Genomic DNA, 14,984 nt, shown 5'->3' on the forward strand with positions numbered 1-14,984 from the left:
GACCGCGTTGCGCGCCATGGGGTTCGGCGTCTGGTCCCGGTACGTCAGCGCGCAGGGGACGGTCAAGGCCACCGCCGGGCAGGTGAACCTGCCGGTGGTCATCGCCGGGCAGCGCATCGAGGCCGGGGACGTGATCGTCGCCGACGACGACGGCGTGGTGTGCGTGCCGCGCCGGTCGGCCGGCGACACCGTCGCGGCCTCGGCGGCCCGCGTCGAGAAGGAGGCGGCCGCGCGCGCCGCGTTCGAGCGCGGCGAGCTGGGCCTGGACCGCTACGGCCTGCGCGCGGTGCTCGACCGGCTCGGCGTGGTCTACCGCGACCACAGCGAGGTGGGGTCGTGACCGGCGTGCGGTGCGCGCTGATGCGCGGCGGGACCTCCAAGGGCGCCCTGCTGCTCGCCGCGGACCTGCCGCCGGCCGGCGCGGACCGCGACGAACTGCTGTTGCGGATCATGGGCAGCCCGGACCCGCGACAGATCGACGGGCTGGGCGGGGCGCATCCGCTGACCAGCAAGGTCGGTGTGGTGGCGCAGGCGGCCGGGCCGGACGCGGACGTGGACTACCTGTTCCTCCAGGTCGCGGTGGACGAGCCGGTGGTCTCGCCTGCGCAGACCTGCGGCAACATCCTGGCCGCGGTCGGCCCGTTCGCCATCGAACGCGGGCTGGTGCCGGCGCTGGACGGCAGCACCGAGGTCCGGGTCCGCATGGTCAACACCGGTGGGCTCGCCACCCTGCGGGTGCGCACCCCGGGCGGCGTGGTCGGCTACGACGGCGACACCGAACTGTCCGGGGTGCCCGGCACGGCCGCCCCGGTGGAGATCGTCCTGGAGCCCAGCGGCGCTCCGCTGCTGCCGACCGGCCGGGTGCTCGACCGGCTCGACGGCCTGGACGCCACCTGTATCGACAACGGCATGCCGTCGGTGCTGGTCCGCGCCGCCGACCTCGGCCGCACCGGGCGGGAGAGCCCCGCCGAACTGGAGGCCGACTCCCGGCTCACCGCGCGGGTCGCCCGGATCCGGGCCGCGGCGGCTCCGCTCATGGGTCTGGCCACCGACCTCGAGGCCAGCACCGTGCCCAAGATCGTGCTCGTCGCCCCGCCCGGCAGCGGCGGTGTGCTCGGCACCCGGAGCTTCATCCCGTTGCGGGTGCACCAGGCGATCGGCGTGCTCGGCGCCGCCAGCGTGGCCGCCGCCGCGGCGCTGCCCGGCAGCGTGGCACACGACGTGGCGGTGCCCGCTCCGGGCGGCGAACCGGTCCGCGTCGAGCACCCCACCGGCTTCCTCGACGTGGGCATCGCCCCGGCCGCCGGCGGCGGTGTCGTCCGAACCACGGTCGTGCGCACCGCCCGCATGATCTTCGACGGAACCGTCTACCCGGGACCGACCCGACTGAAGGAGGCCTCCCATTCCCGCGCCATTCGGTGACATCGCCCATCTCGGTCAGGTCGAGCTGCTCACTCCCGAGTTGGACGCCACGGTCTGGTTCTTCACCGAGATCCTCGGCCTGACCGAGACCGCCCGCACCGCAAGCTCGGTCTTCCTGCGCACGTTCGACAACTACGAGCGCACCAGCGTCATCGTCACCCGCCATCACACCTCCGGCCTGCGCCGCACCACCCTGCGCGCCGCCAGCGACGAGGCCCTGCACCGCCGCGTCGCCGCCCTGGAGGCCGCCGGCCGCCCCGGCCGGTGGATCGACGGTGTCGCCGGCACCGGCCCCACCTACCTCACGGCCGACCCCGATGGCCACGAGATCGCGCTGTACCACCAGACCGAGTGGTACTCGGCCCCCGCCCACCTCCGCCCCGGCCTCAAGAACCAGCCACAGGCCAAGCCCCGCCAGGGCATCGGAGTCCGCCGCCTCGACCACGTCAACTACCTGGCCGCCGACGTCCTGCCCAACGTCGAGTTCTTCGAGGACACGCTCGGTGCCCGCCCCACCGAACAGATCCAGCTGGACTCCGGCAAGGTCTCCGCCCGCTGGCTCACCTTCACCCACAAGTCCTACGACATCGTCTACACCGAGGACCGGTCCGGCGCCAACGGCCGCCTGCACCACATCGCCTTCGCCACCGACACCCGCGAAGACATCCTCCGCGCCGCCGACCTGTGCCTGGACAACGACGTGCACATCGAGACGGGTCCGCACAAACACGCCATCCAGCAAACGTTCTTCCTGTACGTCTACGAACCCGGCGGCAACCGGATCGAGCTGTGCAACCCCCTGACCCGTCTCATCCTCGCCCCCGACTGGCCGCTCATCACCTGGACCGAAGCCGAACGCGCCAAAGGCCAGGCCTGGGGCCTCAAAACCATCGACACCTTCCACACCCACGGCACCCCACCCCTGGACTAACCCCCGCGAGTCCCCATTTCCAGACCGGCGAGTCCCTCGTTCACGTGCCAGGCTCGCCGGCGGTGCGACAACCGAAGACATCGCCACCTACCGAGGTCAGGCGAGGGCGGCGCCCAGGGTGAGCATGAGGACGCTGATGGCGGCCAGGGCGATCAGGAGCGGCCAGACCCAGCGGAGGTAGCGGCCGTAGGGGACGCGGGCGATGGCCAGGCCGCCCATGACGACCGCCGAGGTGGGGATGAACAGGTTCATCAGGCCGTTGGCGCTCTGGTAGGCCGTCACGACCAGTTCCTGTGGGACGCCGACGAAGCCGGCCAGCGGCACCATGATGGGCATGGCGACGGTGGCCAGTCCCGAGGAGGACGGGATCAGGAACGACAGGGGCAGGAACAGGGTGTACATCACGATCGAGAATGCGGTGGTGCCGACGTCGCCCAGCGCGAGCTCGGCCCAGTGCAGCACGGTGTCGGTGATCTGACCGTTGTTCATGACCACGGTGATGCCCCGGGCGATGCCGATGATCAGCGCGACGCCGAGGAGGTCGCGGGCGCCGGCGACGAACGACTCGGTCAGCTCGGACTCGCGCATCTTGCCGATCAGTCCGATGAGGATGGCGAACAGCAGGAACGACGCGGTCATCTCGGGGAACCACCAGCCGAGCACCGGTAGCCCGATTCCCATGTCCTGCCAGGGAATCACCCCGTACATCATCACGCCGAAGGCCAGGGCGAACAGGACCAGGATCACTTTGTGCCGCCCGGTCATCGTCTCCGGGGCGTCCGCCTCGGACAGCTGGAACCGGGTGTCGTTGTCGGCCTTCAGGTCGTAGACCATGGACCGGGACGGGTCCGCCTTGACCTTCCCGGCATAGCGCATCACGAACCAGATGCCCACGCCCAGGCTCACCACCAGAATCGCCAGCCGCAGCAGGAAACCCTGGCTGATCGGGATGCCGGCGAAGCCCGACGCGATACCGGTGGCGAACGGGTTGATCGTCGACCCGATCACCCCGATTCCGCAGCCCAGTAACAGAATCGCGGCCGCGGTCAGCGTGTCGTAGCCGGCCGCGACCATCACCGTGATCACCAGCGCGTAGAACGCGAGGCTCTCCTCGGCCATCCCGTAGGTGGTGCCGCCGAGCGCGAACACCCCCATCAGCAACGGGATCATCCATTTCTCCCGGCCGCGCAGCCGGGCGACCATCCGCCCGATGCCGGCCTGGATCGCCCCGGTCCGCATGATCACCCCGAGGAAGCCGCCGATCACGATGATGAACAGCGCGACGTCGATGGCGCCGAAGAGCACCCCGGAGTTGTAGAAGCTGATGTTCCCGGTGTCGTCCTCGATGCCGTACAGCCCGTTGATCGGCGCGGTGAGCGAGTCGACCACGATCCGCTGCGGGCTCGGGTCGACCTCGTGGTACGTCCCGGGAACCGGGCTGCCCGCGTCGTCGGTGTCGTAGTCGCCGGCCGGGATGAGCCAGGTCGCGATCGCCATGAGCACGATCAGCGCGAACAGGATCGTGTACGCGGAGGGCAGCGTGAACCGGCGCCGGCGCTGCTGCTCCTCCGGGGGCGTCTCGACGGTCTCGGTCATGGCACCTTCTCCTCGGGAGCGCTGTTGGGCACCTTGAACCCGATGAAGCCGTACAGCACGTCCAGCATCGGGCTGAGCAGGTTGAAGAAGCAGAACGGCAGGTAGGCCGCCGTGGAGACGCCGAGAACCCCGGAAATGTAGGCGCCGCAGGTGTTCCACGGCACCAGCACCGAGGTCACGGTGCCCGAGTCCTCGACCGCGCGGGAGAGCACCTGCGGAGCCAGCCCGCGCCGGGCGAACTCGTCGCGGAACATGCGGCTGGGCAACACGTCGGCCACGTACTGGTCGCCGGCGATGACGTTGAGCCCGATGCCGCTGCCGTTGACCGCGAGGATCAGCTTGCCCCGGGACGTCGCCCGCGCCACCACGGGTTCCAGCAGCCGCCGCAGGAACCCGGCGTGCTCCATGATGGCGGCGAAGGACAACGCGCCCAGGATCAGCCAGACCGTGGTGAGCATGCTGGTCATCCCGCCCCGGGAGAACAGTTCGTCCACGACCGGAACCCCGGAGTGGCTGACGAACCCGTTGCCCATCGCGGCGAAGATCGCTTTGACCGCGCTCGCGCCCGTGCCCAGCCCGGCGTCGTCGGCGAAGGCGCGCACCGCCTCGGGTTGGGTGAACGGCGCCAGCACACCGGCGAACAGCGCCGAGCCGAGGATCGCGAGGAACGGCGGGCAGCGCAGCGCCGCGAGCACGACGAGCAGCACCAGAGGCAGCAGGTTGACGACCGAGAGGTTGAACGCCTGCCCGAGGGCCTGCTCGGCCGCGGCGGTGCTGACCTCCCCGGACGGCTCGGCGAAGATCCCGAGCAGCAGGAAGATCACCAGGCTGATGCCCAGCGCGGGCCCCGCGGTCCAGAACATGTTGCGCACGTGCGTCCCGACCGTGAGCCCCCGCCCGACCAGTTTCGGCACCAGGATCGTGGTCTCCGACAGCGGGGTCATCTTGTCGCCGAAGTACGCGCCGCAGATCACCGCTCCGGCCGCCGCCGCGGTGGACACGCCCATCACCTGCGCCATCCCGACGAACGCGACGCCGAGCGTCCCGGCCGTGGTCCACGAGCTGCCGGTGACCATGCCGACCACGGCGCAGACCACCGCCGTGGCCAGGTAGAACCAGGTCGGGCTGACCAGCGCCAGCCCGTAGTCCACCACCGTCGGGATGGTTCCGGCCATGTTCCAGGTGCCGATCAGCGCACCGACCGCGAGCAGGATGAAGATCGCCCCCACGGCCGAGGTGACCCCTCCGACCGCGGCGTCGGCCACCGCGGCCACGGTGTAGCCGTTCTTGAGCGCGAGCAGCGCCGCGAACGCCGCGCTGACGAACAGCGCCACCTGCAGCGGACCGTCCGTGGCGTCCACCCCGAACAGCGCGATCGTCGAGGCGAGCATCGCGACCAGCACGATGACCGGCAGGATCGCGTCGAGCAGCGAAGGCGACCTCGGCTGCGGGGCCGAGGTCGTGCTGGAGGTGCCGTCGTCGGAGTCCGGAACCGGTCCGGCTGGCGGCGCCTCGTCAGACATGGAACTGGCTGTGCTGCGCCGCCACGGCTAACCCGCCGATGGCGTGCGGCTGCTGCTCGCCCCGCTGCGCCCGGCCCTTGGCGAAGGCGATCAGCAGTACGATCGCGACGACCGCGATCACGATCACCGCCCAGCGCAGCCCGGTGTTGGTTCCCTCCGCCATGGCACACCCTCCACTCGAGTCAGGACCGCGACGGTCGGGTCAGGCGCTGGCCACGTGCGCCGGGACGATCTGGGTGCCGGCGGTGCCCTCGACGATCTCCTCGATCTGAGCCAGGCTGCCGATCGCCGCGCGCTTTCCGGTGTGCTCGGTGAACCGCAGCGCCGCCTCCACCTTGGGTCCCATGGATCCGGCCGGGAATGCCGTGCCGCGCAACGACTCCGGGGTCGCCTTGTCGATCCGCCGCTGGTCCGGGGTGCCCCAGTCCTGGTACACGGCGTCCACGTCGGTCGCCATCACATAGAGGTCGGCGTCGACCTCCCGGGCCAGCAGCTCGCCCGCGAAGTCCTTGTCGATCACCGCCTCCACGCCCTCCAGGGTCCGGTCGTCATCCGACTTGTACCGGGTCGGAACGCCGCCGCCGCCGGCGCAGATCACCACGGCGTCCTTCTCCAGCAGCCACCGGATCGGCCGGATCTCGAAGATGCGCCGGGGTTCCGGCGACGGCACCACCCGCCGCCAGTGCTGGCCGTCGGCCTTGAACACCCAGCCCTTCTCGGCGGCCAGGGTGTCGGCCTTGGCCTTGTCGTAGATCGGGCCGACGAACTTGGTCGGGTTGCCGAACGCCGGGTCGGCCGGGTCGACCTCGATCATGGTGAGGATCGTCGCCAGCGGCACCTCGATCGGCAGCAGGTTGCCCAGTTCCTGCTCGATCACGTAGCCGATCATGCCTTCGGTCTGCGCGTCCAGGATGTCCAGCGGGAACGCCTCGACCTCGGAGTACGCGGAGGCCTGCAGGGCGAGCAGCCCGACCTGTGGGCCGTTGCCGTGCGTCAGCACCAGCTGGTGCTGTTGCGCGATCGAGGCCAGCATCGGCGCCGCCGACCGGATGTTCTGCCGCTGGGCGTCAGCCGTCATCGGCTCGCCCCGCCGGAGCAACGCGTTGCCCCCCAATGCGACCACGACTCTCATCGGTCGTTTCTCCCTCGCTTGAACTGGTTTCTACGCGGGTGACGCGCGCAGCCCGGATTTCGGCACCGTGACGGACGTGTCCGAATGGGTGCGGTCCCGATGCCGGATCGCCAGCTTGATCAGCTCCTCGATCACCACGAGCGACAGCGCGAGCCCGATGCTGATCGACCACATGCTCACGTTCAGCTCGGTGGTGTCGAGCATCTTCTCGAGCGGCGCGAACGTCGTGGCCAAGATGATCGCCAGCAGGGCGAAGCCGTAGCGGCGCAGTTGGGTGGCCGCAGGGATGGCCGCCCGGTTGAAGATGGAGTTGTACTGGTCCCGCGACATCAGCCCGACGACGAGGTGGAACAGCGACAGCGTGGTCAGCAGGGCGGTCGCTCCGACGACCGGACCACCGTGCGCGTCGCCGATCTGGTAGGCGACCAGGGCGCCCACCGTCATCACGGCTCCCTGGATGCACAGCCGGATCCAGTTCGCCGTCGACAACACCGGCGCGCCGACCGGTCTGGGCTTTCGGGCCATGAGTCCGGCCGTGGCCTCGTCGAAGCCGAGCGCGATCGCGATCGGGATGTCGATGACCATGTTGAGCCACAGGATCTGCAGCGGGTTGAGTGGAATCCCGCCCGCGATGCCCAGCACGCCGGAGGCCAGGAAGATCGCGATGTAGGCGACCAGGGTGGACATCTGGAACCGCAGGTACTTCAACAGGTTGTCGTAGAGGCCGCGGCCGTAGGCGACCGCCTTGACGATGGTGGCGAAGTTGTCGTCGGTGAGGATCATGACGGCGGCCTGCTTGGAGACCTCGGTGCCGGTGATTCCCATCGCCACGCCGATGTCGGCGCCCTTGAGGGCCGGAGCGTCGTTGACCCCGTCGCCGGTCATGGCCACGATCTCACCGCTGCGCTTGAGCAGCTTGACCAGCCGAAGCTTGTCCTCCGGTGCCACCCTGGCGATCACGCCGATCTGCGGTAGCTGGTCGAGCAGTTCCTCGTCGCTCATGGCGGCGAACTGCGCCCCGGTGATCGCCCGGCCCTCGATGCCCAGCTCCAGGGCGATCGCACCGGCGGTCGTCGCGTGGTCTCCGGTGATCATGCGAACCCGGATGCCGGCCGAGCGACACTCGGCGATCGCGACCTTGGCCTCCGGACGGGGCGGGTCGACGATGCCGACCATGGCCAGCAGGGTGAGGTCGCGAACCTGGTCGATCAGGTTGGCGCCGGGGTCGAACGTGGACGGGTCGAAGTCGCGTTGTGCGACCACCATCACCCGCTCCCCTGCGGCGGCGATGCGGTCGTTGGCTTCGACGGCCAGGTTCCGGTTGTCGTCGGTGATCGGCAGGATCGTGCCGTCCGGCTCCCGGTAGGAGCTGCCGCGGGCGATCAGCACGTCCGGCGCGCCCTTGACGTAGCAGCGCACCACCGGCTCACCCCGCGCACCGATCATCTTGTGGAAGGTGGCCATGAACTTGTAGTCGGAGTCGAACGGGACCTCGGCCACCCGGGGGTAGGCGTGCCGGGTCTCGTCGATGTCCAGACCGTTCTTGGCCGCCAGCACGATCAGCGCGCCCTCAGTGGGGTCGCCGATCAGGTTCGGACCGTCCAGCACCGCGTCGGCGCACAGGGCCATCGGCAGCAGGTACGGGTCGAGATCCAGCTGCCCACCGCCGACGTGCTTGATCTCGCCGATGGTCTCGTAGCCCTCGCCGGTGACGGTGAACCGGTTCTGGCCGGGGATCACCAACTCGCGCGCGGTCATCTTGTTCAGCGTGAGCGTGCCGGTCTTGTCCGAGCAGATCACCGAGGTCGAGCCGAGGGTCTCCACCGCGGGCAGCCGTTTCACGATCGCGTTGCGCCGGGCGATCTCCCGGGTGCCGATGGACAGCAGGGCGGTCACGACCGCGGGCAGTCCGGTCGGGATGGCGGCGACCGCCAGCGCCACTCCGGTGATGAACAGCGTGTCGAACGCCTCGCCGCGGATCAGCCCGAGCAGCACGACGAGCACCAGCGCGATCCCCGCGATCGTCGCGATGATCTTCGACAGGCTGTCCAGCTGCTTCTGCAGCGGCGTCTTGTCCGCGGTGGTGCCGGCCAGCAGGTGGGCGATGTGACCGATCTCGGTGTTCATCCCGGTCCCGGTCACGATCATCTCGCCGCGCCCGCGGGTCACCGAGGTGTTCATGTACGCCATGCAGAGCCGGTCGCCGAGCGGCACCTCGTCCCCGGGGACCGCCTCCACCGACTTGCCGACCGGCAGGCTCTCCCCGGTCAGCGCGGCTTCCTCGATCTCCAGCGTCGCGGCCACGAAGATCCGGCCGTCGGCCGGGACGAGGTTGCCCGCCTCCATCAGCACCACGTCGCCGGGCACGAGCTGTTCGGCGTCGATCTCGATCGCCACACCGTCGCGGCGCACGCGGGCGATGGTCTTGAGCATCTGAGCCAGCGCCCGGACGCTCTCCTCCGCCTTGGCCTCCTGGCGCAGGCCGACCACGGCGTTGAACACGGTCAGCCCGGCCAGCACCAGAGAGGTGCCGACATCGACGGTCACGATGAGGTTGATCACCGCGGCCGCGAGCAGCACGATCTGCATGAAGTCCTGGTACTGGCGGATGAACGCCGCGAAGGCCGACTCCTTCTTCCCGCTTGCCAGCCGGTTCGGGCCGTACTTGGTGAGCCGGCTGCCCACCTCCTCGGCGCTCAGGCCGCGTTCCGGTTCGACCCCAAGCTGCTGCGCCACGTCGGACACATCGGTCGAATGCCAGCTGCTCCCCTGGCGGGTCTGCTGGTCCAGAGACATCTGCTTAGCCATGCCACCGCCTCGGATCGCCGGGTCGCAGGCATCATCTGCAGCCGCCGGTCATCCGGGCATCAACCGTGCAGGGTGAGTTCGCCCCGCTCGGGCCGGGCCCGACCACTCCCCCAACCTGGGTGCGGGCACCCCCCGAACGGGGTACCTGACCCGTGGGCGACCTCGGATCATCCGGTACGGGCGATCCGCCTGCCCCTGCGTCACCTGGCCCCGCGGCCTAAAATTCGGACACCGGCTCCGATCCTCCTGGAATGGTCATGACGGCGACCCTCGAGTCGGTCCCCACCGCTCCCGGCCGCCTTCCCGCGCTCGGCCATCTCGGCCCGCTCGTCCTGCGGCGGCTGCCCTTCGTGCGCTCGCTGCGCGCCCACGGCGACCTCGTTCGGGTCTACTTCGGCGGCCGGCCGGTCTACGTGGTGACCAGCCCGACACTGGTTCGGGAGCTGCTGGTCGAACATGGCGGCGAGTTCGACAAGGGCAGCATCTTCGACGAGGGCAAGGCGTTCCTGGGCGAAGGGCTGATCACCTCCGCCGGCGAGCTGCACCGCCGCCAGCGCCGGTTGATCCAGCCCGAGTTCACCGCCGCCCGGATCCGGGACTACGTGCCGGTCATGCGGGAGACGGCGCTGCGGGTCACGGCGGAGTGGCGCGCCGGCCGCCCGGTGCGGGTGGACCAGGCGATGCTGCGGGTGGCCTTCGGCACCGTCACCGGCGTGATGTTCTCCGGCTGCCTGCCGCCGGGCGCCGAGGACCCGCTGCTGCGGGAGCTGCGGCTGCTGATCCAGGGCGCGCTGCTGCGGGCGTTCGCCCCCGGGCTGGTCCGCCGGTTGCCCGGCCAACGCCGCTACGACCGCTCCGTCGCCGAGGTGCGCGCGATCACCGAGCGGCTGCTGGACCAGTGCGCCGCAGCCCCGGTCCGCCGGGCGGACCCGATCCACCGGCTGCACACCGTGACCGGCCCCGGCGCGGAGCACGGCATGAGTCCGGAGCAGCTGCGCGATGAGCTGATCAGCATCATGATCGCCGGCACCGAGACCACCGGCGGGGCGCTGGCCTGGGCGCTGCACGAGCTGGCCAACCGGCCGGAGGTGGCCGACCGGGTCGCCGGCGAGGTCGACCGCGTGGTCGGCGACGCGCCCGTGACCGCCGAGGCGGTCGACGAGCTGCACTACACCCACCGGGTGCTGTGTGAGGTGCTGCGCCGCCGCGCCACGTGGCTGTCCACCCGGCGGGCGCTGCGCCCGGTGACCCTGGGCGGGGTGCCGGTCCCGACCGGAACCGAGTTCGCGTTCAGCCTCTACGCGCTGCACCACGACCCGGAGCTGTACCCGCGGCCGGAGGAGTTCGACGTGGACCGCTGGCTGCCGGAGTCGGCGAACGCCCGGCCGCGGGGCACGTTCATGCCGTTCCTGGAGGGCACCCGCAAGTGTCTCGGCCACTCGTTCGCCTGGACGGAGCTGGCGGTGGTGGTGGCGACCCTGGCCGGGCGGTGGCGGTTCGCGCCGGGGCCGGGCCGGGTCCGGGAGGTCGCGGTGTCCACGATCCGCCCCAGCCGGCTGACCCTGGTCCCGCTGCCGCGTTCGGCCCGGTCAGCCCGGCACCAGGGCGAGCAGGAAGTTCGGCTGTGACCCGCCGACCCGGGGCGCCGAGCTGCGATACCGGGTGTTGTCCCGCGACCAGGCGATGTTGCCGCTGATCCAGGTGTGCATGCCGGCCACGAACCGGCCCACGTCCCGGCACTGGGTGGGAGTGAGGCGCAGCGCGGCGCAGCAGCGGGGCAGCCGGCTCTCCAGCCGCCGCAGCAGGCGCAACCGCCCCACCAGCATCCGGGACACCGCCGTGGCCGCATTGTCGACACCGCAGCGCAGGTGGCGTTGCAGCACGAACACGAGGTTGCTGACGTTGCCCTCCTCGGCGTCCACGCCGACGGAGAACAGGTCGTTGCCCCACAGCGTGATGTCGCCGAGCACATCGAGCAGATCCTGGGTCAGCGGGTCGTCGTGCACCCGCTCGGGCAGTTCGTAGCCGGTGGCGAACTCGGAGAGGTCCATGGCCGCCCGGATTCCGCCGAACCGGCGCCGCTGTTCGATGTAGGACTTGAGCGTGGGCACCGTGCCGGTGTACCGGTTCGTCGCCTCCCACAGGCAGCCGTCCAGGTACTGCTCGGTGTGGGTCAGGAAACGCCGCTGCCAGACCGGTGAGCTGAGCCGCCGCAGGTCCGCCCAGGCGCCCCCGAAACCCGCCTGGAACGGGACCACGTGCGGATCCGGCGGCGCGAGCCGCAGACCCAGCCAGGTGAGCATCGCGTCGGCCACCAGGCGCACCGCGGCCGCCGGGCGCTCGTCGGGCAGCTTCTCCAACTGGTCGTCGAACATCGTCCAGACGCAGAACCAGCGCGCGACGATCGGCAGCCGGTCAGGCAGGGCGTCCGGGTAGATCTGGGCGGTGAGATAGCCGAGCCGGCTGCCGAAGTAGTAGTCGGCCGCGCCCGCGCCCGGCAGCAGGCCGCACCGGCGCAGATACGCGCGCACCTCCCGCTCGGCCTGTGCGGCGTACGGGCTTATCCGGGAGGGGAAGGGAGATGCGGGCGGGATCAGGGCCGCCAGCGGCTCCATAATCCCGGACATTAACCCCAAAACGTCATTAACGCAGAGTGGCGCCCAGTGCGGCGCCGGCGTTCGCCGCGGCCCGCCGCACCGAGGAGCGGACCCCTTTGCGGACAACCTCGTCGTGTCCGCCGCACACCGCGAGCACCCCGGCGAGCCCATGCCGGTGGTCGAGCACCGGAACCGCGACCGCGCTGAGCCCGGGCACGTACTCGCTGTCGCTGTGGTTCAGCCCGGTGCGCCGGATCTGGTCCAGTTCCGCCGCGAGCCGGACCGGGTCGGTGACCACGTAGTCCGGATAGGGAACCCGGTCCCGGTGGTCGACCGGCAGCGCCTCGGCCTCCGGGGTGAAGGCGAGCAGCACCTTCCCGCTGCCGGTGTGCTGGGCCAGTGGCCAGCGTGGCACCTCGGCGAGCGCCTCGGCCGAGGCCGAGACGTGGCACACCGACTCGACCCGCACCCGGCCGTACCGCAGGGTGGAGAACGCGGTGGCGAGCCCGGTCTCGTCGCGCAGCCGGGCCAGGTGCGGTGCGACCAGCGTGCGCCGCGCGGCCGCACCGGGCGGCTCGACCCGGTGCGACATGGCCAGCAGGCGCGGGCCCGGCAGGTACACCTCGTGCACCCGGTCCAACATCCCGAGTTCGACCAGGTCGGTCAGCATCCGCGCGGCGGTCGTCTTGGCCAGGTCGACCCGCCGGGCGAGTTCCGATATCCCCAGCCCCGCCTCGGCGTCGGTGACCGCCTCCACGATCGACACCACCCGGCCGATATGTCGGTCCTGAACCGAGGGGATCCGCTGGGGATCGATTCCGAAATCCATCGTCCGCCACCCGTTACGCTCCGTCGGCCAGCGGGGGCGCGGTGACCTGTTCACGCTCCCACTGACCCGGTCACCAGGACGCACGCGTCGCTCGTGCGCCTGCACGGTCATTCTGCGTCGGGCGCGGTGTCCGCCCAAGGGTCTTTCGGCACCGGATCGCTCGAATCGTCGGATTTGTACGAAGATGGCGTTGTCGGACTGCCGCCGAAACTTTCGGAAAGATTTCCGAGCTTTTCGGTGCCAGAGCGTGCGATCCGGCACAGGGTTTCGCACGTCACCATCGCCTATGGGCACGCACGGTCACCAGTCCTTGACGCTCCGCCCTGCATCGCCTTACGCTTATTCCGTAACATTTTCGAAATATTGCGGGATATGCCCGCCCGTTCCGAGCACGGTCTCCTGAATGTGCGCGCTGCCGTCTCGGTGCCCGAGACTCCATCACCACCCGGAAGGAGAGCCCCAGTGATCATCAGCTCGGACCGGCCCCGGATCCGTCCGGTGGTCGTCGCGCTGGCGGTAGCGGCACTCACGGTCGCCGGAGCGGCCACGGTGATAGCCCGGACCACCACCGCCGAGGCGGACGCAGGCGGCCCGGTGACCATCGCGGCCGTCGAGGACGACGGCGCCGACTGCCCGGTGACCGTGCCCGGCTCCACGCCGGCCAACTCCCGGCTGCCCGACCCGTTCCTGCGGCTGAACGGCACCCGGATCACGAGCAGGTCCGACTGGCGCTGCCGGCGGGCCGAGATCAAGGAGCTCGCGGAGCGGACCGTCTACGGCCAGAAACCCGCCCAACCGGCGAGCGTCACCGGAACCGTCTCCAGCACCGGCATCACGGTGAACGTGTCCGACCAGGGTCGCAGCGCCAGTTTCTCGGCCAGCGTGCAACTGCCCAGCGGCACCGGGCCGTTCCCGGCCGTCGTCGTGCTCGGCGGGTTCGGTGCGGACACGGCCACCATCCGCGCCTCGGGCGCCGCCGTGATCAACTACGACCCGCTCGCCGTGGGCCGGGAAGGCACGCCCCGAAACAACAAGCAGGGCGCGTTCTACAGCATCTACGGATCCTCGAGCAGCACCGGCCTGCTGGTCGCCTGGGCGTGGGGCGTGAGCCGGATCATCGACGTCATCGAACGGTCCGGCGGCAACATCCTGCGCGCGGACGCCACCGGGGTCACCGGATGCTCCCGGTACGGCAAGGGCGCCTTCGTGGTCGGCGCGTTCGACCAGCGCATCGCGCTGACCATGCCGATCGAGTCGGGCAGCGCCGGCGCGCCGATCCTGCGCGGCATTCCCGGGGAAAGCGGAGCCCAACCGCTGAGCAGTGCCTACGGCGAGCAGCCCTGGCTGGGCGACGCGTTCAACTCGTTCACCGGCAACCCCAACGCGCTGCCGGTGGACACGCACGAAACGGTCGGCATGATCGCGCCGCGCGGCCTGTTCGTCATGGAGAACCCACACATCGACTGGCTCGCCGCCCGGTCCGGAAGCGTTGCCGCCCTTGGCGGCGCGGAGATCTACCGGGCGCTCGGCGCGGTGGACAACATCACCTACTGGTCCGACATCCAGGACGGCACGCACTGCGCCGTCCGGCCGGAGTGGCGCACCCCGCTGCAGCAGAACATCCAGAAGTTCCTGCTGCGCACCGGAAACACCCCCGGCACGATCCGGATCTCCAGCCGCAAGGCCGGCAACCTGGCCCAGTGGCGGGACTGGACCACACCGACCCTCTCCGACGGCCCGACCTCGACGACGACCACGACAACCACGACGACAACCACCACCACCACGACCACGACGGGCCCGCCGCCCCCGCCGGACGGCTGCTCGGCATCGGTCTCGCTCAACCAGTGGACGGGCGGTTTCGTCGCCAGCATCACCGTCACCGCCGGCGCCGCACCGATCACCGGCTGGACCGTCACCGTGGCTCTCCCCGCCGGCACCGTCACCAACTCGTGGAGTTCCACCCGCACCGGCACCACCGGCACGATCCGGTTCGACAACGTCAGCTTCAACGGCTCCCTGGGCGCCGGGCAACGAACCGAGTTCGGCTTCCAGGGCACCGGCACCGGTCCCGGCAGCACACCCACCTGCGCCGCGAGGTAACCGCGACCACCCCGGGCCGGGCGCCTGCGCCCGGCCCGCAGTC

The 14,984-nt window shown here is 70.6% G+C and carries 11 protein-coding genes and 1 pseudogene; 5 read left to right on the forward strand and 7 right to left on the reverse strand.

All coding sequences use genetic code 11. The features are described 5' to 3' along the window. From VFO68_RS02935 to VFO68_RS02945, 3 genes and pseudogenes are all read left to right on the forward strand, one after another. Positions 1-340: pseudogene (locus VFO68_RS02935) on the forward strand (4-carboxy-4-hydroxy-2-oxoadipate aldolase/oxaloacetate decarboxylase); the annotation flags it as partial. Beyond that, entirely contained in the window at positions 337-1,422 is a 1,086-nt protein-coding gene (locus tag VFO68_RS02940; RefSeq protein ID WP_325156563.1) for a PrpF domain-containing protein, read from the forward strand. The pseudogene VFO68_RS02935 and the gene VFO68_RS02940, both read left to right, overlap by 4 nt. A 1-nt stretch (position 1,423) precedes the next feature. Next, the gene (locus tag VFO68_RS02945) at positions 1,424-2,353 is read left to right on the forward strand and encodes a VOC family protein (protein WP_325156598.1); all 930 of its coding nucleotides are present in this window, start codon (positions 1,424-1,426) and stop codon (positions 2,351-2,353) included. A 96-nt stretch (positions 2,354-2,449) separates the two neighbouring features. On the opposite strand, the gene VFO68_RS02950 is transcribed toward VFO68_RS02945, so the two are convergent. The 5 genes from VFO68_RS02950 to VFO68_RS02970 are packed head-to-tail and all read right to left on the reverse strand — an operon-like array spanning position 2,450 to position 9,412. After that, a complete protein-coding gene (locus tag VFO68_RS02950) occupies positions 2,450-3,949 on the reverse strand; it encodes a YfcC family protein (RefSeq protein ID WP_325156564.1) in 1,500 nt (499 codons plus the stop codon). Then, the gene (locus tag VFO68_RS02955) at positions 3,946-5,472 is read right to left on the reverse strand and encodes a Na+/H+ antiporter NhaC family protein (RefSeq protein WP_325156565.1); all 1,527 of its coding nucleotides are present in this window, start codon (positions 5,470-5,472) and stop codon (positions 3,946-3,948) included. Before VFO68_RS02955 ends, VFO68_RS02950 begins: the two co-directional genes overlap by 4 nt. Then, positions 5,465-5,635, reverse strand: coding sequence for a hypothetical protein (locus VFO68_RS02960; RefSeq protein ID WP_325156566.1), 171 nt, complete (start codon positions 5,633-5,635; stop codon positions 5,465-5,467). The genes VFO68_RS02955 and VFO68_RS02960 overlap by 8 nt, the downstream gene beginning before the upstream one ends. Before the next feature lie 39 nt (positions 5,636-5,674). Beyond that, a complete protein-coding gene (arcC, locus tag VFO68_RS02965; RefSeq protein WP_325156567.1) occupies positions 5,675-6,604 on the reverse strand; it encodes a carbamate kinase in 930 nt (309 codons plus the stop codon). Positions 6,605-6,634: 30 nt separating this feature from the next. Next, entirely contained in the window at positions 6,635-9,412 is a 2,778-nt protein-coding gene (locus VFO68_RS02970) for a cation-transporting P-type ATPase (RefSeq protein ID WP_325156568.1), read from the reverse strand. Between the two features lie 257 nt (positions 9,413-9,669). On the opposite strand from VFO68_RS02970, the gene VFO68_RS02975 reads away from it, so the two are divergent. Then, the gene (locus VFO68_RS02975) at positions 9,670-11,040 is read left to right on the forward strand and encodes a cytochrome P450 (RefSeq protein WP_325156569.1); all 1,371 of its coding nucleotides are present in this window, start codon (positions 9,670-9,672) and stop codon (positions 11,038-11,040) included. On the opposite strand, the gene VFO68_RS02980 is transcribed toward VFO68_RS02975, so the two are convergent. Further along, positions 11,002-12,027, reverse strand: coding sequence for a terpene synthase family protein (locus VFO68_RS02980; RefSeq protein ID WP_325156570.1), 1,026 nt, complete (start codon positions 12,025-12,027; stop codon positions 11,002-11,004). The two genes, VFO68_RS02975 and VFO68_RS02980, sit on opposite strands and share 39 nt — an antisense overlap. A gap of 28 nt (positions 12,028-12,055) precedes the next feature. Further along, positions 12,056-12,838 (reverse strand): IclR family transcriptional regulator, encoded by a 783-nt coding sequence (locus VFO68_RS02985; protein ID WP_325156571.1) that lies wholly within the window; start codon positions 12,836-12,838, stop codon positions 12,056-12,058. 462 nt (positions 12,839-13,300) lie between these two features. Between VFO68_RS02985 and VFO68_RS02990 the strand changes: the two genes are divergently transcribed. Then, entirely contained in the window at positions 13,301-14,941 is a 1,641-nt protein-coding gene (locus tag VFO68_RS02990; RefSeq protein WP_325156572.1) for a cellulose binding domain-containing protein, read from the forward strand. Positions 14,942-14,984: the final 43 nt, after the last annotated feature.

This window comes from Actinophytocola sp., assembly GCF_035712165.1.
GTDB lineage: Bacteria > Actinomycetota > Actinomycetes > Mycobacteriales > Pseudonocardiaceae > DASYTH01.